A 16,685-nucleotide genomic window follows, 5' to 3' on the forward strand; every position below is an offset into this window, starting at 1 on the left:
ATTACTCCCAGTTACCAGCAGTAGATGAATCAGTTCTTGAACCCACTCTCAAAGCTTTTTCCTTGTTGTTAGCTTGTCTTTTTGGATTCATTGGCTCTGGATCCCTGATTTCAAATACCGGGATTTCCCTTTGGTTTCTTTCCACTTTGTCAGCGAAGAATTCAAAGGTCTTACCTCCTGAACCTGGAACCACGTTCAATGCCTCAAGGTTGAAGTCAGGATATTTTCTTGGATTGAAAAGTGAGTCGATCACATTTACTGAACCAAGAGTATCAAAAGTAACGGTAGTCTCTTCTTTACCATAATCCAACAATTTTGTGGTTTCACTTCTTTGGATCAACCAAATTTGACCTTCTTGGATGAATTTTTTCAATTCCTCCCAATTTTCCGCATATTCTTTATTGTTGGCGACATAGGCAAGTTGCGCATCTCTTAGCATTTGTAGCTTTTCGATGATTCTTGCTTCTGTTCTCGCTATTTCTTTCTCTTTTTCTACTACACTGTCCACAGAGTCGTATAGTCTGTAACCTAGGTAAAGTGCCCCTAGTAAGAACACAATCGATAAAATTCTAGTTAATGTCATTTTCGGATTGATTTAATCTGCTAAATAAGGTTGATGGTGCAATAATTTTCAAAGTGCTATTTTAGACAATTATTTTCAAAATTAAAATATCCTTTCCATATTCTCACATCATTGAGGGATTTTATTCCCCAAAATATGCGATGTTTTTCTTCTTTTTTGATAAGCGCAAGATTTTCAATGTCAAGAAAGCCCATTTCTGTGATCAATTGTGATTCTTCTTCAAGTTCTGGGTCTTTTCCCATTTTGAGTTCGCCGCCGGCTACTTCAACTTCAAAAAAGAGTTCTACGGCATGGAGGGGGGGACTTAGGAATTCTGAAGTACTGATGAAACTTTTCACGTCCACCAACAGCCCTGTTTCTTCCAGAAATTCCCTTTTCAGATTTTCTATACAGGAAGTCCCATATTTCATTCCTCCCCCTGGCACATTCCAAAAGTACTTGTTTCCTCCCATTTTATGTTTGATCAACAAAATCTTATCGTCTTGGATCAAAACACCATTGACCCTAGTCCTGAGCCTACCTCCAAATTTCTCCTCGATTTCTTTTTCCAATTTCGTCATTTTAGACTTAGATTCGTGACAAATGAACAATAAAGATAAGCAAGTCCATACAAAGCCCTCCGTTTTACTCCAAAGAAATTTTCCTCATGAACCCACTTCTGGGCAATACACTTTTTTTCAGAAGATGGATGGCTTCTTAAACCAGGAAAATAGGGAAGGGCTCACTTTCATCTTGCGTGGGTATGCAGGTACAGGGAAGACTTCTGTGATCTCTGCTTTGGTGAAATCATTGCCAAGGCTGAATATGAAATCATTGCTGTTGGCGCCAACAGGAAGGGCAGCCAAGGTAATGAGCAATTATTCTGGAAAATCAGGATTTACCATCCACAAGATTATATATAGGCCCAAAGGGAATTCCCCAGAGTTGTCAATGGGTTTTGATTTGATGAAAAATTACTATAAAAACACGGTCTTTATTGTCGATGAGGCTTCCATGCTCGCTGATGATGGGGCAGGGAGTTTGTTGAGGGATTTGGTACGATATGTTTTTCAGGAATCGACAAATCGGCTTTTGCTTGTTGGCGATACCGCACAGCTTCCACCGGTAGGCAGTACCCAAAGTCCCGCTTTGGATAAGAGTTACATGATCCGGAATTTCCGGCTTGCTGTGGAGGATACAGAACTGAGGGAAGTGATGAGGCAGCAGCTGAACTCAGGCATTCTTTATAATGCGACACTTCTTCGAGGTGAAGTATTGAAAGAAAAGCCAGTGATAGGTTTTTCTACTAAGGGTTTCAAGGATTTTTTCAAAATGACTGGTGAAAGGCTGGAAGATGGATTGCGGTATGCATACGGCAAATATGATGTGGAAAATACCATCATTATCACCCGTTCAAACAAAATGGCAGTACAATACAATGAATATATCAGAAGGACGATACATTTTTATGAAGAGGAGATTTCGGCAGGGGATATGTTGATGATTGTAAAAAACAACTACACCTATATGGCGGATTCGGACAAGGTGAATTTTTTGGCAAACGGAGATTTTGTGGAAGTCGCAAAAATTCGTTCATTTGAAGAATTATATGGCTTGAGATTTGCGACATTGGAATTGAGGTTGATAGATTATCCTGAAGAGCCTAATTTCGAGGCAAAAGTGATATTGGACACATTGCACAGTCCGACACCTTCCCTGGGTCCAGAGCAGTATAAAAGTCTCTACCAGCAAGTGTCCGAAGACTATGCAGATGTAGCCAATAAAACAGAAAGGATGGATTTGATCAAAAAAGATCCTTATCTTTCAGCCCTGCAAATAAAGTTTGCATATGCATTGACATGTCACAAATCTCAGGGGGGGCAGTGGTCGGCTGTATTTGTAGACCAAGGTTATCTTACCGAGGAGCAAGTGGACCATGAATATATCCGGTGGCTCTATACAGCTGTGACCCGGGCGACAAAAGAAGTATTTATGGTGAACTTTCATCCGAGATTTTACCTTAATTCAGGGAGTAGTGAATTGGGGGAATAGTTGAATTAGTGATTAGCTTTAATGAGTTGATAAGTGATTAGGTGAATAGTGGATTGGTTTAACGGGTTGTGATTTGCTAGATTTCTAACCACTTAAACTTTGTAGATTGAGTGAATCGTAAATTGGGGAATACTTTAACGAGCTGATTAAGTATGTTGATCAATCAACCAAATTGAACTTCATAAACTTCTAAACCCTTAATCTTTTAACCCCTTGATTTTCAAAGTTGATGAAATCCAAAAGTAATAAATATAAAAAATAACTAAGTGAATAAATTAAAACATAGATCAATGAAAAAGTTAGTATTGTTTATGGTGATGGCTTTTTTCGCAGTAGCGGTTCAAGCCCAAGAAAAAAAAGGTGCTGAGATTATTTTCAAGGAAAAATCAATAGACTTTGGTGATATCACCCAAGGTGATAAGGTAGAGCATACCTTTGTCTTTGAGAACACCGGTGATGCTCCATTGGTCATTTCCAATGTGGCTGTGACATGCGGATGTACTGCTCCAGCCTGGCCCAAAGCTCCAATAGCACCGGGAGAAAAAGGAGAAATGAAAGTAGTATTTAATTCTTCTGGGAAAATGGGCAAGCAAAATTCTGTAGTGAGGGTCTACTCCAACGCAGCAGAGCCAATCGAAAAGGTATCTCTGATCTCTAATGTCCTTCCAAAAGGAAAATAACCAGACCAAAAAATCATTGAAAAAGCAGACTCGCAATTGGGTCTGCTTTTTTTGTGAGAAAAATAAGAAGGTAGTCAGGTTAATATTGAACGAAATTTTTTAGTTTTAACGAAACTCCAGCATAGGGGATAGGTCGTGAAATTGGAAATCTAAAAATCAAGAGTTAAATAAATATCATGGAAAGCAATAAGAATTACCATTATTTTTTTAAGTATGCATTCCTTGGAGCAGGATTTATTCTGTTGAAAACATCTTTTGTTTCTTGGTTTTTTCCACAATTGATACGGATGAATGGTGAGCAATTGTCTCAGGATTTATTTGTAACTGTTCTTTTTGGATTGATTGGGGTTGCAATGATTCTAATATTTTTAACTATTAAGGATAAATTCGTTATGGCAAGATTAGGTAGTCAAACAGTGACCTTAAAGAAGAGTGATTGGGAATTGAAAACAAATTGGATGGAAGTAGAGTCTATCTCCTTAATTCAGTTTGTCTATCCACCTTTGTATAAGATAAAAGTTAAAGGAAGCGAAGAAACCTATTGGTTCAATACAGAAAGTCAGTTTATGAAATTTGGAGGTGTAATCAATGACTTGAGCGAGATGGGAAATTTGGTCAAAAAAAAGAAAAGAGAGTTGGGAATATAATAATCCAAATTGAATCTTATGGGTTGCCTTTTAGGTATTCATCATTCGGGCTTTTTCATTATGAATTAAAAAAATTGATCAACCAAAGTCTTTTTTTAAAGATAAAAGGGTTGATGCTAAGTTTGCACAAGTATTTATTATATTAATGGAAAAGTTGGGCATAAGTTTTAAATAATTTAAATGTGAAGAATTTGCTTTCATTTTTTATAATCCTAAAAACATCAGTGGCTCAACCAATTGTTATAGATCCAGATGGAATCCACGTTGCTTTAATAAAAAAACGGAATTTCAATGTCAAAATGAAAATTGGAACAAAAATAATAATCCTATTTCTGGCCTTAAACTTGCTTTCCTGCAAAGGTTCTACAGTAGAAAAGGAGTCGGAAATTGCGCCTTTGGAACTATCTGGAAATCAAATAACCAGTTTTCCCCTTCCAATTGGAAATTTAAATGATTTTGGACAAATCCTTACAGATTTACAGAGAGATGAATTGTCTAAAATTCTCCATGATTATGAGGTTGAAACAACCCGTCACATAGTATTGGTGACTATCAATAGCATAACTCCATACAAGAGTGTGCAAAAATACACAACAGATTTAGGGGGACATTGGGGAGTTGGCACTTCGGAAGAAAACAATGGACTTGTATTGGTAGTTTGCAATTCTTGTAGAGAAATCGGAATTGCAACTGGAATTGGAACCGAACTAGTTTTGACTGACGAGATCTGTAAAGATGTAATTGAAAGAGTAATGATTCCCGAGTTTAAAGACGGAGAATTTTTCATTGGGCTAAAAAAAGGATTGGCTGAACTAATGGAGAAATGGAATTAAACTACTATGGGCTAAAGACCGATAGGTTTGGTTTCGCTTAAAGGCGACTAAAGTGCATCCGAGACTTAATGTACTTTGTGAACTTGGTGATCTTAGTGGTTATAATTTTTACCACAAGGATCACAAAGTGAAAACACCAAGTTCACAAAGAAAAAAACACTAAAGTTTCCGTCTAAAGGCGAGGGATTTCCCCCCAGAGTGAGGCATTGAAAAAAAACATATCTCAATAATAAGCATCCTTACCCCAAAAGCCTTTTTAAAAGATTACTCTCTGAAAATCTTAAATTTCAACTTTCTCAACCATACTTGGCTATCAAAACCCAACAAATTCTAAAACTCCATTCCTCTCACGATTTCTGCAAGGCTTTCTGCCCAATGCTTATATATCATACCGCTGGGATGGAGATTGTCTGAGACTACTGCTTCGGGTTTCATTCCATGGATTCTGTAGTGCTCGGTGATGTCAATAAAGGCAATTCCCATTTCATCACAAATAGCTTTTTTTGCTTGGTTGTAAAGGTCGATTTCTTGGGCTACTTTTTCCAGGCCAGCCCCTTTTTCTACTGCAAAAGGTGTGATGCCCCAATCAGGAATGGAAATTACGACTACATGGTTTTTATCTCCTTTGGCAAACTGAATCGCTTTTTGAAGTAAGTCTGTAAATTCTTCCCTATAATTGTCTACAGCCCTTCCTCTATATTGATTGTTGACACCAATCAAGAGTGTGATCAAGTCGAACGTTTTGCCTTCGATATTTGCATCTTTTATCCCATTGGCCAATTCATCTGTGGTCCAACCTGTTTTAGCTATGATTAGGGGATTGTCAAACAGAAGTTTGTCACTAGCAAGGATTTTGATGGCTTGATTTGGATAGCGATCATCAGCATCGACACCCTCTCCAATAGTATAAGAATCTCCTAGTGCGAGGTAAGTAAGTTGTTTGTCCATAGATGTGTTTTTTGTTGGGGTATTTACAGCCGAACAGCCAAATTGAAAGAAAATCAATGTAGTGATCAGGAAACAAGAGATGTTTTTCATCTTATCCGAATATTGGTTCTAAGAGTGAAATTGTTCCTTGGTCGGCATCAAGTGACACTTTTGCACCAACAGGTACGATAAATTGCTTCGGGATATGGCCGATCATGGCTCCTTTGTAGGCAGGAATTCCCAAGGGTAGGATATAATCATCCAAAACATCATCCAAGGTAAGTGATCCATAACCACCCGATGGGGTACAATCTGTACATTGACCAAAGACGAAACCTTTGATTTGATCCAATGTACCATTGAGCTTCAAGGTGCTAAACATGCGGTCAATCTTGTATGGATCTTCACTGATATCCTCTAAAAACAAAATACTGTCTTTGAAATCGGGAAGGTATGGAGTTCCGGAGAGTGCAGTCAAAACAGTCAGATTTCCACCCAAAATTCTACCTTCTACTTTTCCAGGTGTCATAGGAATCGTCCTGTTTGCTTTCACTACCAAGTCGTCCCCTTTGACAACTTCATTTTGGAAAATCACTTTTTCTTGCTTGAAGAATACATTTTCGAATTGCTGTACATTGAAATTATTCCAACTCCCAGTTCCATTGGGACCATGGAATGTGATCAATCCTGTTTTGGAATGAATGGCAAGATGCAGGGCTGTAATATCCGAATATCCCAATAGTGGTTTTGGGTTTTGTTTGATCATTTCGTAATCGATCATAGGAAGAATCCTGGCTGCACCAGAACCACCCCTGATACAGATGATAGCTTTCACTTCCGGATCAGCAAACATGCCGTTAAGATCTTTTGCTCTTTCTTCATCAGTCCCGGCAAGATGACCCCTTCTGTTTTTAAGGTTTTCTCCCAATTTTACTTTAAATCCAAGGGCTTCCAGAGCCTCCTGTGCAAACATAAATTGGATCCTTTCAGCTGTTGCAGCTGACGGGCTGATTAACCCTACAGTATCCCCTTTTTTGATTGGTTTGGGAAGAAGCAATTTATCATGGAGCAAGCTTTCTTTCTTCCCGTCTAATGAAAGAAAAGGAAACGCTCCAAGCGCAAGACCAAACGATTTGATAAAATTTCTCTTGTTCATAAAAAAGCATATATTTTAACTCAATAACTCAATCACCTAATAACTCAATTAACTATTCAACTAGTCTCCTAATAACCTAATCTCCAATAAACTAATCACCCAGTAACTCAATCATCTAATAACTCAATCCCCTAATAACTTATTTGTCCACTCCCTAAACGGTTGACGGTTGTCAAAAACTAATAATTATCCCTTATAAAGACCAGTACTTTTTCCATTTCTCTCCTCACTTCGCTGGCTTTGTTGAGGTAGTTGTTGTTGTAAAAAGCAAAAGCGTAGTATCTGTTGGTTTTTGATTTGATGATTCCGACCAAAGCATGGTTGTTGCTCAAAGTACCGGTTTTGGCAAATACATATGGTTTTGGTGCTTTGTAATTGTTTTTCAAAGTCCCGCTGATTCCACCTTGGGGAAGTAAGGTGAGTAACTGATCCCTGGGCATGGCTTTGTCTATTTTTTCAACTAGCCTTACCATACTTCTTGGGGTGAAAAGGTTGTGGCGGGAAAGGCCAGATCCATCCACCCACTGGGGTTGGTCAGGAAGGTCTGCCAAATAAGTCTTTTTGATGTAATCTATGGTTTTCTCATTGTTGAGTTCTCCAAACAGCTCATCAGATACCATCAAAAGTATCTGCTCGGCAATAAAATTATCACTTTCTTGGAGCATTTCTTTCTGTAGTGGCCTCAAAGATCCACCATTGAACACCTTGCTGTTGGGGGGAAGGGGAGTGTCTACCAATTCTACGGGTTTTTGAAGGATCTTTGCCAAAATAGAAACACTTACTTCCGGCGATGTCACAAAAGGCACTGTAGGGGCAGGGTGTGTGAAAGTGTTTGGATTGTAATAGAATGTGTTGCTGTGATAATCTCTCCTTACCGAATTTAAACCAGATTTGTCATTTGTCAATAATTTCGAAAAATCCTCAATATTTCCAATAGGTGATTTGTTTACGTTTTTAAAAGTAACGACATTTCCATACACCGGAAAGGAGGATCTTTCTGCCGAATAGGCATAATTATAATCGTCCCATTCCCAACCGTACCCATAGGGGGTTTCTTTCCAATTGGCATCCGAGAATAGGATTTTGCTATATGGTTTTAGGAATTCTTCGATCTTTGGCTGAGGTAGCACATCATATTTCCAAGAAGGATCACCTGAACCCCAAATCGTGATTTCGTTGCCATTGGTGACATATCGAAAAGTATTGGTTTTGTTTTTCAGTACCATCAGCGAAGCATAAAAGGTAAATAGCTTTGTAGTGGATGCTGGAATGAAATTCATGTGGCTGTTTTTTTCATAATGGACCCATTGGCTATCCAAATCATAGAGCATAAAGCCAGTATGGTGATTGTCAAAAAAAGTGTTCGGTCCCAGCAGTTGATGGAGTCTTTCATAACGATAGCTGATACTATCTTCCAAATGCTCATTTTGTGCAGAGCTTTCGAAATTTAAAACATAAAGAAAAAGAATGGTTAAAAAAGAGTTTCTGAACATCTTGAATTATTGTTTTAAAGACCTCGCTCCCAAAAATAAGAAAATCCATCCTAAAATAAAGGAGATACCTCCCAGTGGTGTTATGGCGCCAAGCCAAGTGATTCCAGTTAGGGATAACACATAAAGAGAACCTGAAAAGATGACAATTCCCAACAAAAACAAAAATGCAGCTGTGCTTAAGTGCTTTGCTTTGGGAAATTGAAAGAGGAGCATTCCGACTAGCACCATGGCAAGGGCGTGGTAAAAGTGGTATTTCACCCCCGTTTCGAAGGTGTCTATCCGTCCATTTTTGGTAAGGATTTCCTCCAGGCCATGTGCCCCAAAAGCACCTATTCCCACCGCCAATATTCCCAGTATCGCAGCTATTTGTATGTATTTTGTGTTTTTCATTTTCTATTAAGTTGTAATGTTAGAAAGTTTTGAAGTTGTCGGGATAAGAGAGTTTGGGTCCTTCAAGCATTTTTTGTTTAAAGCTTTCGAATTGGTTGTACAAAGAACGATGTGCCAAGTACCAAGAAGTTCCCATCTGTCATTTCCTGATATTATTTGACACTTTTTTCAGTGTTTTCCTTTTGTTTTCAATCCTCTTAAATGGCTCTTAGTCCAAGTAAAGAGACCTCTCCTGCCGTCGAGGTGACAGTCGTAGAAAGACATGTCACTTCTCACCTCTAGCCTCTTCCTCCAAATATCGCCGATCCAACCCTCACCATAGTGCTGCCTTCTTCTTGGGCGATAAGATAGTCACCGCTCATTCCCATTGATATTTCCTTCATCTCAAAATTATCCGGGAGTTCTCTGCCTTTCAGATTATCAAATAATGCTTTTAATCCTTTGAATTCACTTCTGACCAGGTCTTGGTTTTCAGTGAATGTGGCCATGCCCATCAAGCCGATGATATTGACATGGGTAAGGGATTTGATTTCTTCACTTGTGAGCATTTCTTCCAATTCCACTTCGTCAAAGCCAAACTTACTTTCTTCTTTGGCAATATGCATTTGGATCAGGCAAGGGATAATCCTTTCTGCTTTTTTTGCTTGTTTGTTGATTTCTTTGAGGAGTTTGAAGGAATCAACCCCATGGATAAGGTGTACAAAAGGTGCGATGTATTTGACTTTGTTGCGTTGGAGGTGACCGATCATGTGCCAACGGATATCTTCTGGCATTTGTGCCTGTTTGTCAACAAGTTCCTGTACTTTGTTTTCCCCAAAATCCCTCATCCCGGCATCATAAGCTTCTTTCAAATCCCCAATAGGTTTGGTTTTGCTTACAGCGATCAAGAGACATTCTGGATTTTTAAATGTTTTTTTTATTACAATTAAGTTTTCTTTTATGCTCATTACTTTAATTTTGCCAATTCTTTACTTTTAACCCAAATTTGGTTTTAGCGTTAGAATGAGAAATTCCAATTTATAAACCCAGTTTTAACCACCAAACAAATATATGGCTATATTAGGTACATTGCTAAAAAAAGGGATCAGATTAAGGGAATCTTTGGAGCAGGAGTATAGCTCTCCGATCGAACTCCAAAAGCAGACCCTCCAAAACCTTTTGATCAAATCAGCGAAAACAGAAATTGGCAAAAAATATGGTTTTGGGGAGATATTGAAGAGTTTCAAAAATGACAACCAAGATTTTTATACAAACTTTTCCAGCAATGTACCCATCTATGACTATGAAAAGATCTACCATGAGTGGTGGCATAAACTAAAGGAGGGAGAGAGGAATGTGACTTGGCCAGGCCTGATTCGGTATTTTGCGCTGAGCTCAGGGACTTCGGGAGCAAGTTCCAAGTTTATCCCAATTTCCAAGGATATGGTCAAGGCCATTAGGAAAACCGGGGTGAGGCAAATTTTGACACTTTCCAAATATGATCTCCCTGACGACCTGTTTACCAAGGGCATCCTGATGTTGGGGGGGAGTACCGATTTGGAGTTTAATGGGACTTACTTTGCAGGGGATCTCAGTGGGATTACTACAGGTAGGCTGCCGATTTGGTTTCAGAGATTCTACAAACCCGGGAAATTAATTTCCAGAAATAAAGATTGGGGGCAAAAATTAGATCAGATTGTACAGAATGCTCCAAAATGGGATATTGGTATTATCGTTGGCGTACCTGCTTGGCTTCAGATTCTTATGGAAAAAATCATCACCAGGTATGAGCTGAAAACCATCCACGACATTTGGCCAAATTTACAGATTTTTGTGCATGGAGGTGTTTCTTTCCAGCCTTACAGGAAAGGGTTTGAAAAACTATTGGCCAAGCCATTGATTTACATGGAGACATATTTGGCATCTGAAGGCTTTTTGGCTTTTCAGGCATTGCCGGACAGAAACTCTATGAGGTTGGTTTTGAACACAGGGATTTTCCATGAGTTTATCCCATTCAATGATCAGAATTTTGATATAAACGGGGATTTGATAGACAGTCCCAAAACCCTGAATATTGATGAGATTGAAGAGGGGAAGGACTATGCACTGCTGATCAGTACCTGTGCAGGAGCCTGGAGGTATCTGATAGGGGATGTGATCAGGTTTGTATCCAAAGAAGAAAGTGAAATTGTCATCACAGGAAGAACCAAGCATTTTTTGAGTATGTGCGGTGAGCATCTTTCGGTAGACAACATGAATAAAGCCATCAATTTGGTCGAAGAGGAGAATAATCTGACAATAAGGGAGTTTACTGTTTTGGGTCTTCCATATGAAAATCTGTTTGCACATCATTGGTTTATCGGTACAGAGGATGAAGTAGATCTGGTAGAGTTGAAATCCAAACTGGACGAGAAATTAAAATTGCTGAATGATGATTACATAGTGGAGAGAAAGCATGCTTTGAAGGAGGTTTTTGTGACGGCTATTCCTTCTCGGTTCTTTTATGAATGGATGAAGTCAGAAGGAAAAGAGGGTGGGCAGAATAAGTTTCCCCGAGTTCTCAAAGGCGATAAAATGACATCTTGGTTACGTTTTCTCAAAGACCAGAATATCAATCTATGATCAATCAGGCTTTGCTGGAAGGTGTCAGTATGGGATTGCTATTGTCGGCTATGATTGGTCCGGTATTTTTTACATTGATCCAAAATTCTATACAAAATGGATTTAGAAATACTGCTGTTTTGGCGTCGGGGATTTTGCTGAGCGATTTGATTTATGTTCTGGCCACTTATTTTAGTATAAGTCTATTTGCGGAAAATCCCTATTTTGAGGTAGTGCTTGGGTATGGTGGTGCTTTGGTACTGATAGGTTTTGGGATAGTTACTTTTTTTAAAAAAGATTCGCAAAGACCAAATACAGGAGGGATCGGGTTGTTGAAACCAAAGAAAAGAACAGCTTTTTTGAAAGGATTTAGTATCAATGGGATCAATCCTTTTGTCTTGTTGTTTTGGATCTCTATTGCCGGTGTGGTCAATCTTAAAGATTCATTTTCCCAATGGGATATTTTTCTTTATTATTTCGGGATCTTGTTCATGGTTTTTGGGATAGATTTATTGAAAGGATTTGTCGCCAAACAGCTCAAACCATTCGTGACACAAAAATTCATGGTGAATATGAATAGGGTAGTAGCAGTTGTCTTAGTGGTTTTTGGATCAAGGCTAATATTATTTGCCTATGAAAAACACATGTTATTGGGGAGTTGAACTTGATAAAGATGATGCTGGGTTATCTGAATGTGTTTGAACACGGATGACGTGGATAATGCTGAAGAACACAGATGAAACTATCTTTATAATAAATGTTGTTTCTATGTGATATTGTTTAATTTGGTTGAATGGGTCATATCGAATTTATCTCACGATAGGAAGATAGAAGTGGGATATCTCCTTCCACTTTAAAAGGCTACTAAGCTCAAATCTTGATTTTTTCCTCTCGTATTTGACGCCTATTCTAGCTGTATTACGATGGGCAAATATATTGTCACCTTTGTCAGCTATTATGGCGGAATCATATTTCCAAATTTATATCGCAAAGCATATATCAGTTATTTCACTCGTCTCTTGGTTCTCTTTGTCACGTCCTGAAAATAGTTGACACTTTTTTTATACTTACGCCCTCGTTTTAGAGGCAAGTCATTTCGACTAGAGGGAGAAATCTCGTACTGAATTTCACACTCCAACTTCAATTTTAACTTTCCAGTTTCAAATAGGGACGAGACTTCTCCTGTCGTCGAGGTGACGTAGTCATTGAAAGCACACTTTTGTCTAGTTTCTTGCATCTCGCTTCTCGCATCTCGTCTCTTGCATTGTCTCTTAGTTCTCGTCTCTAGTCTCTCGCATCTAAAAAAAGCCTCCCGATTTTCATCAAGGAGGCTTTTTGTAAATGAATAGGTTGGTTTTATCAGTCTGCCAAATATTTTGCTACAGGCACATATGCCAAACCGAAGGCTTCGGCAACTGCTTTGTATACGATATCTCCATGGATTACATTCAATCCCGGTACCAATTCCGGGTTTTCTTGCGCAGCTTTTTTCCAGCCTTTATCCGCAAGTTGGATAGCATAAGGAAGTGTTGCGTTGGTCAAGGCAAGAGTAGAAGTATAAGGTACTGCACCAGGCATATTGGCAACACAATAATGGACTACATCATCGATCACATAGGTTGGATTCTCGTGCGTAGTCGGTTTGCATGTCTCAATACATCCACCCTGATCTACGGCTACATCTACGAGTACTGCGCCTTTTTTCATATCTGTGAGCATGTCACGGGTGATCAAATGCGGAGCTTTTGCTCCAGGGATCAAGACGGCACCTACGATAAGGTCTGCATCTTTGATCATTTCCCTGATGTTGAATTCATTGGACATCATCGTCTTGACATTGGCAGGCATCACATCGGAGAGGTATCTCATCCTTTGCAGGGATACATCCATGATCGTCACATCAGCGCCAAGTCCTGCAGCCATCCAAGCTGCTTGGGTTCCAACGATACCACCGCCCAAGATAATGACTTTGGCAGGAAGTACTCCCGGTACCCCGCCAAGAAGAATCCCCCTTCCACCCAAAGGTTTTTCGAGGTAATTGGCGCCTTTTTGGATAGCCATTCGTCCAGCTACCTCAGACATAGGTACCAAAAGTGGCAAGCTTCTATCCGCTTTTTCTACGGTCTCATATGCCAAACAGATTGATTTGTTTTCAATCATCGCTTTGGTCAATGGCTCATAAGAAGCAAAGTGGAAATATGTGAACAATAATTGGTTTTCTTTGATCAGTTTGTATTCAGGTTCTATAGGTTCTTTGACTTTCATGATCATCTCGGCGATCGCATATACTTCCTCAATCGATGGAAGGATAGCAGCGCCAGCTTCTGTGTATTGATCGTCGGTAAACCCACTGCCTTCTCCGGCTGTATGCTGTACGAATACGGAATGGCCTCTCTTTACAAGCTCTTTAGCACCTGCCGGGGTCAGTGCGACCCTGTTTTCATTGTTTTTAATCTCCTTTGGAACACCTATTATCATGTTGTGTAAATTTGGGTTGAAATATTTGTGACAAATATAATAAGGGAATAGGATTCTCATCCAAATTCATTATACTTATTTTGATTCGATTAGGAAATTGGGAGTAAAATGAAATTTAATTTCCTTTTACTGAAAAACAGTTCATTTAATTTTAATTTTTACATAATTTAGATTTATAATTTTGATATTTTTTTTGTTCGGTCCTCGCTGTAATTTCCATTGGCATATAAGCTATATTGTTATTGATAAAATTTGTAAAATCATTTAAATCAAAATTTAATTTTTTTGGAAAGATTTTAAATAAATATAATCGAAATAAATTATTGAAATTCTCAAAAATTATTCTGTCTGTGAGTTTGTATAGATGACAAAAATATTTATTTTTGAAATACTTGGACAGCAAGTGTAATGACCCAAAATAGCTTTAATGATTACAAAATATGACAGAGGTGGAGACATTATCTAAAAACAGAAACCCCAAAGCTCTGAACAAGGAGCAATTATTAAATGATTACCGAATAGCCCAAATTAGTCGTCAAGCTTCTTTGATGGGAAGAAAAGAAGTCTTTATGGGTAAGGCAAAGTTTGGGATCTTTGGTGATGGAAAAGAGCTTGCACAGATTGCCATGGCAAGGTATTTTAAGAAAGGTGATTTCCGGTCTGGATATTACAGGGATCAGACTTTTATGTTTGCCATAGACCAATTGTCCGTAAAGGAGTATTTTGCGCAGCTCTATGCCCATACAGATGTGGAGGCAGAACCGGCATCAGCGGGAAGGTTGATGAATGGGCATTTTGCAACCAGATCGCTCAATGATGATGGTACCTGGAGGAATCTTGCCGAAACAAAAAATTCAACTGCCGATATATCACCTACTGCTGCCCAGATGCCAAAGCTTTTGGGTTTGGCTTATGCTTCAAAGTTGTTTAAGGAAAATGAAGACCTTCATGAACTCAGTGAATTTTCCGATAAGGGAAATGAAGTAGCTTGGGGTACAATTGGAAATGCATCCACTTCCGAGGGGATGTTTTTCGAGACCATCAATGCCGCTGGGGTGCTCCAAGTACCCATGGTGATTTCTATCTGGGATGATGGGTATGGTATATCTGTACCCAATGAATACCATACGACCAAGGGAAGTATTTCCGAAATTTTGAAAGGACTTCAAAGAAATGATGACCAGAAGGGGTATGAAATCTTTGTGGTGAAGGGTTGGGATTATGAGGGCTTAGATCGAGCTTTTGAAAATGCGGCAAGAATAGCCCGGGAAGAACATGTGCCTGTGATGATTCATGTGATTGAAATGACACAGCCCCAAGGACATTCCACTTCTGGATCGCACGAAAGGTATAAATCGGCAGAACGTCTTGAATGGGAAAAAAACCACGACTGTCTTTTGAAATTCAGGGAGTTTCTGATTGAAAGGGAAATCGCCTCTGAAGAAGATTTGGATAATATAGATCTGGAAGCAAAGCAATTTGTCAAAACAGAAAAAGAAAGTGCATGGAAATCATTCTCTGAAAGTATTAAATCTGAGTTGGGAGAAGCAGTCAGATTGATCAAGGAAGTGGCGTCCAAGTCTGCAAATTCAGTTGCCATCAATCAGATTGCAGACGATTTGGGCAAGACGATAAACCCGATCAGAAAAGATGTCATCAGTTCGGTAAGAAGGACTTTATGGCTTACAAGAATGGATTCTGAGTCGATCAAGACTGATTTGAAATCTTGGTATTCCGATCAGCAAAAACTAAACGAAGATAGATACAACAGTCATCTTTACAGCCAGTCTGAGTTTGGCGTAGAGAAAATCAAACCTGTACCAGCCCAATATGATGAAGAGGCTTCATTGGTAGATGGTAGGGAGATTTTGCAGGCCTGTTTTGATGCGATTCTGGATAGGGATCCCAGGTTTTTTGCTTTTGGGGAAGATGTTGGTAAAATTGGTGATGTCAACCAGGCCTTTGCAGGGTTGCAGGCCAAACATGGAGAATTGCGGGTGACAGATACCAGTATCAGGGAATGTTCCATCATTGGCCAGGGATTGGGAGCAGCGCTTAGAGGCTTGCGCCCTATGGCTGAGATTCAATATTTGGACTACATTTATTATGCTTTGATGACTTTGGCAGATGATGTGGCATCATTGCAATACAGAACCAAGGGAGGCCAAAAAGCGCCATTGATCGTTAGGACTAGAGGGCATAGGCTTGAAGGTGTTTGGCATGCAGGTTCGCCAATAGGGATGTTGCTCCATTCACTGAGGGGGATGTTGATATGTGTTCCGAGGGATATGACACAAGCTGCTGGAATGTACAATACACTTCTTGAAGCAGATGAGCCAGCTTTGGTAATAGAGTGTCTGAATGGATATAGATTGAAAGAACGGATGCCGAGTAATATTGGTGGGTTCAAAGTTCCTTTGGGGATTCCAGAAATCCTGAAAGAAGGTACTGATATGACAGTTGTAACTTATGGATCCATGTGTAGGATTGTATTGGATGCAGCTCAAGAGCTGGAAAGTATGGGAATCGATATCGAAGTAATTGATGTTCAGACGCTTTTGCCATTCGATACAACAGGTGTCGTGGGCAAATCTATCCAAAAGACAAACAGGGTCTTGTTTGCAGATGAAGATGTGCCTGGGGGAGCCTCTGCATTTATGATGCAGCAAGTGATTGAAGACCAAAAAGCATATTATCATTTGGATTCAGAGCCTGCCACCATTGCAGCAAAAGCCCACAGACCTGCATATTCATCGGATGGGGACTATTTCTCCAAGCCGTCGGTTGATGATGTTGTGGAAAAAATTTATGCCATGATGCAGGAAGTCGATCCTTCAAAATATCCTGCGATTATTTGATGAAGTAAATTTATATACTTTGGTTGTCC

The 16,685-nt window shown here is 39.3% G+C and carries 15 protein-coding genes; 7 read left to right on the forward strand and 8 right to left on the reverse strand.

The window, feature by feature from the left end:
• Position 1 precedes the first annotated feature (1 nt).
• Both ACFSKL_RS03990 and ACFSKL_RS03995 read right to left on the reverse strand, forming a co-directional pair.
• Positions 2-583 carry a hypothetical protein gene (locus ACFSKL_RS03990; protein WP_376883694.1) on the reverse strand — a complete coding sequence of 194 codons (582 nt, stop codon included), beginning with the start codon at positions 581-583 and terminating at the stop codon, positions 2-4.
• Between the two features lie 56 nt (positions 584-639).
• Positions 640-1,143: an NUDIX domain-containing protein gene (locus ACFSKL_RS03995; RefSeq protein ID WP_376883695.1), complete on the reverse strand. Its 504-nt coding sequence runs from the start codon at positions 1,141-1,143 to the stop codon at positions 640-642.
• A gap of 22 nt (positions 1,144-1,165) precedes the next feature.
• Here ACFSKL_RS03995 and ACFSKL_RS04000 point away from each other — a divergent pair, with 22 nt between their 5' ends.
• From ACFSKL_RS04000 to ACFSKL_RS04015, 4 genes are all read left to right on the forward strand, one after another.
• Positions 1,166-2,614: an ATP-dependent DNA helicase gene (locus tag ACFSKL_RS04000; RefSeq protein ID WP_376883696.1), complete on the forward strand. Its 1,449-nt coding sequence runs from the start codon at positions 1,166-1,168 to the stop codon at positions 2,612-2,614.
• Positions 2,615-2,904: 290 nt separating this feature from the next.
• Entirely contained in the window at positions 2,905-3,294 is a 390-nt protein-coding gene (locus ACFSKL_RS04005; RefSeq protein ID WP_376883698.1) for a DUF1573 domain-containing protein, read from the forward strand.
• 176 nt (positions 3,295-3,470) lie between these two features.
• Positions 3,471-3,941 (forward strand): hypothetical protein, encoded by a 471-nt coding sequence (locus tag ACFSKL_RS04010; RefSeq protein ID WP_376883700.1) that lies wholly within the window; start codon positions 3,471-3,473, stop codon positions 3,939-3,941.
• A gap of 182 nt (positions 3,942-4,123) precedes the next feature.
• Positions 4,124-4,774, forward strand: coding sequence for a TPM domain-containing protein (locus ACFSKL_RS04015; protein WP_376883702.1), 651 nt, complete (start codon positions 4,124-4,126; stop codon positions 4,772-4,774).
• A 330-nt stretch (positions 4,775-5,104) separates the two neighbouring features.
• Here ACFSKL_RS04015 and ACFSKL_RS04020 read toward each other — a convergent pair whose 3' ends face one another.
• From ACFSKL_RS04020 to ACFSKL_RS04040, 5 genes are all read right to left on the reverse strand, one after another.
• Positions 5,105-5,812, reverse strand: a complete 708-nt coding sequence (locus ACFSKL_RS04020) for an SGNH/GDSL hydrolase family protein (protein WP_376883703.1) — start codon at positions 5,810-5,812, stop codon at positions 5,105-5,107.
• A 1-nt stretch (position 5,813) separates the two neighbouring features.
• Positions 5,814-6,857, reverse strand: a complete 1,044-nt coding sequence (locus ACFSKL_RS04025) for a S66 peptidase family protein (RefSeq protein ID WP_376883705.1) — start codon at positions 6,855-6,857, stop codon at positions 5,814-5,816.
• 179 nt (positions 6,858-7,036) lie between these two features.
• Positions 7,037-8,350 carry a D-alanyl-D-alanine carboxypeptidase gene (locus tag ACFSKL_RS04030; protein ID WP_376883706.1) on the reverse strand — a complete coding sequence of 438 codons (1,314 nt, stop codon included), beginning with the start codon at positions 8,348-8,350 and terminating at the stop codon, positions 7,037-7,039.
• Positions 8,351-8,356: 6 nt separating this feature from the next.
• Positions 8,357-8,740 (reverse strand): DUF423 domain-containing protein, encoded by a 384-nt coding sequence (locus ACFSKL_RS04035; protein WP_376883708.1) that lies wholly within the window; start codon positions 8,738-8,740, stop codon positions 8,357-8,359.
• Between the two features lie 278 nt (positions 8,741-9,018).
• Positions 9,019-9,687, reverse strand: a complete 669-nt coding sequence (locus tag ACFSKL_RS04040) for a YggS family pyridoxal phosphate-dependent enzyme (RefSeq protein ID WP_376883710.1) — start codon at positions 9,685-9,687, stop codon at positions 9,019-9,021.
• Positions 9,688-9,790: 103 nt separating this feature from the next.
• Between ACFSKL_RS04040 and ACFSKL_RS04045 the strand changes: the two genes are divergently transcribed.
• On the forward strand, positions 9,791-11,341 hold the full coding sequence (locus ACFSKL_RS04045) for a GH3 family acyl-acid amido synthetase (protein ID WP_376883711.1): 1,551 nt from the start codon (positions 9,791-9,793) through the stop codon (positions 11,339-11,341).
• On the forward strand, positions 11,338-11,982 hold the full coding sequence (locus ACFSKL_RS04050; protein ID WP_376883713.1) for a LysE family translocator: 645 nt from the start codon (positions 11,338-11,340) through the stop codon (positions 11,980-11,982). Before ACFSKL_RS04045 ends, ACFSKL_RS04050 begins: the two co-directional genes overlap by 4 nt.
• 697 nt (positions 11,983-12,679) lie before the next feature.
• Here the strand turns inward: ACFSKL_RS04050 and ald are convergent.
• The gene (gene ald, locus ACFSKL_RS04055; RefSeq protein ID WP_376883715.1) at positions 12,680-13,798 is read right to left on the reverse strand and encodes an alanine dehydrogenase; all 1,119 of its coding nucleotides are present in this window, start codon (positions 13,796-13,798) and stop codon (positions 12,680-12,682) included.
• A 440-nt stretch (positions 13,799-14,238) separates the two neighbouring features.
• Between ald and ACFSKL_RS04060 the strand changes: the two genes are divergently transcribed.
• A complete protein-coding gene (locus ACFSKL_RS04060) occupies positions 14,239-16,656 on the forward strand; it encodes an alpha-ketoacid dehydrogenase subunit alpha/beta (RefSeq protein WP_376883717.1) in 2,418 nt (805 codons plus the stop codon).
• Positions 16,657-16,685: the final 29 nt, after the last annotated feature.

Origin of the sequence: Belliella marina, assembly GCF_042682445.1 — a bacterium.
Classification (GTDB): domain Bacteria; phylum Bacteroidota; class Bacteroidia; order Cytophagales; family Cyclobacteriaceae; genus Belliella; species Belliella marina.

What these genes read in the sequence shown, in the direction of transcription:
- ACFSKL_RS03990 (WP_376883694.1), bottom strand. Translation starts at nt 583, where the DNA reads ATGACATTAACTAGAATTTTATCGATTGTGTTCTTACTAGGGGCACTT.
- ACFSKL_RS03995 (WP_376883695.1), bottom strand. Translation starts at nt 1,143, where the DNA reads ATGACGAAATTGGAAAAAGAAATCGAGGAGAAATTTGGAGGTAGGCTC.
- ACFSKL_RS04000 (WP_376883696.1), top strand. Translation starts at nt 1,166, where the DNA reads ATGAACAATAAAGATAAGCAAGTCCATACAAAGCCCTCCGTTTTACTC.
- ACFSKL_RS04005 (WP_376883698.1), top strand. Translation starts at nt 2,905, where the DNA reads ATGAAAAAGTTAGTATTGTTTATGGTGATGGCTTTTTTCGCAGTAGCG.
- ACFSKL_RS04010 (WP_376883700.1), top strand. Translation starts at nt 3,471, where the DNA reads ATGGAAAGCAATAAGAATTACCATTATTTTTTTAAGTATGCATTCCTT.
- ACFSKL_RS04020 (WP_376883703.1), bottom strand. Translation starts at nt 5,812, where the DNA reads ATGAAAAACATCTCTTGTTTCCTGATCACTACATTGATTTTCTTTCAA.
- ACFSKL_RS04025 (WP_376883705.1), bottom strand. Translation starts at nt 6,857, where the DNA reads ATGAACAAGAGAAATTTTATCAAATCGTTTGGTCTTGCGCTTGGAGCG.
- ACFSKL_RS04030 (WP_376883706.1), bottom strand. Translation starts at nt 8,350, where the DNA reads ATGTTCAGAAACTCTTTTTTAACCATTCTTTTTCTTTATGTTTTAAAT.
- ACFSKL_RS04035 (WP_376883708.1), bottom strand. Translation starts at nt 8,740, where the DNA reads ATGAAAAACACAAAATACATACAAATAGCTGCGATACTGGGAATATTG.
- ACFSKL_RS04040 (WP_376883710.1), bottom strand. Translation starts at nt 9,687, where the DNA reads ATGAGCATAAAAGAAAACTTAATTGTAATAAAAAAAACATTTAAAAAT.
- ACFSKL_RS04045 (WP_376883711.1), top strand. Translation starts at nt 9,791, where the DNA reads ATGGCTATATTAGGTACATTGCTAAAAAAAGGGATCAGATTAAGGGAA.
- ACFSKL_RS04050 (WP_376883713.1), top strand. Translation starts at nt 11,338, where the DNA reads ATGATCAATCAGGCTTTGCTGGAAGGTGTCAGTATGGGATTGCTATTG.
- ald (WP_376883715.1), bottom strand. Translation starts at nt 13,798, where the DNA reads ATGATAATAGGTGTTCCAAAGGAGATTAAAAACAATGAAAACAGGGTC.
- ACFSKL_RS04060 (WP_376883717.1), top strand. Translation starts at nt 14,239, where the DNA reads ATGACAGAGGTGGAGACATTATCTAAAAACAGAAACCCCAAAGCTCTG.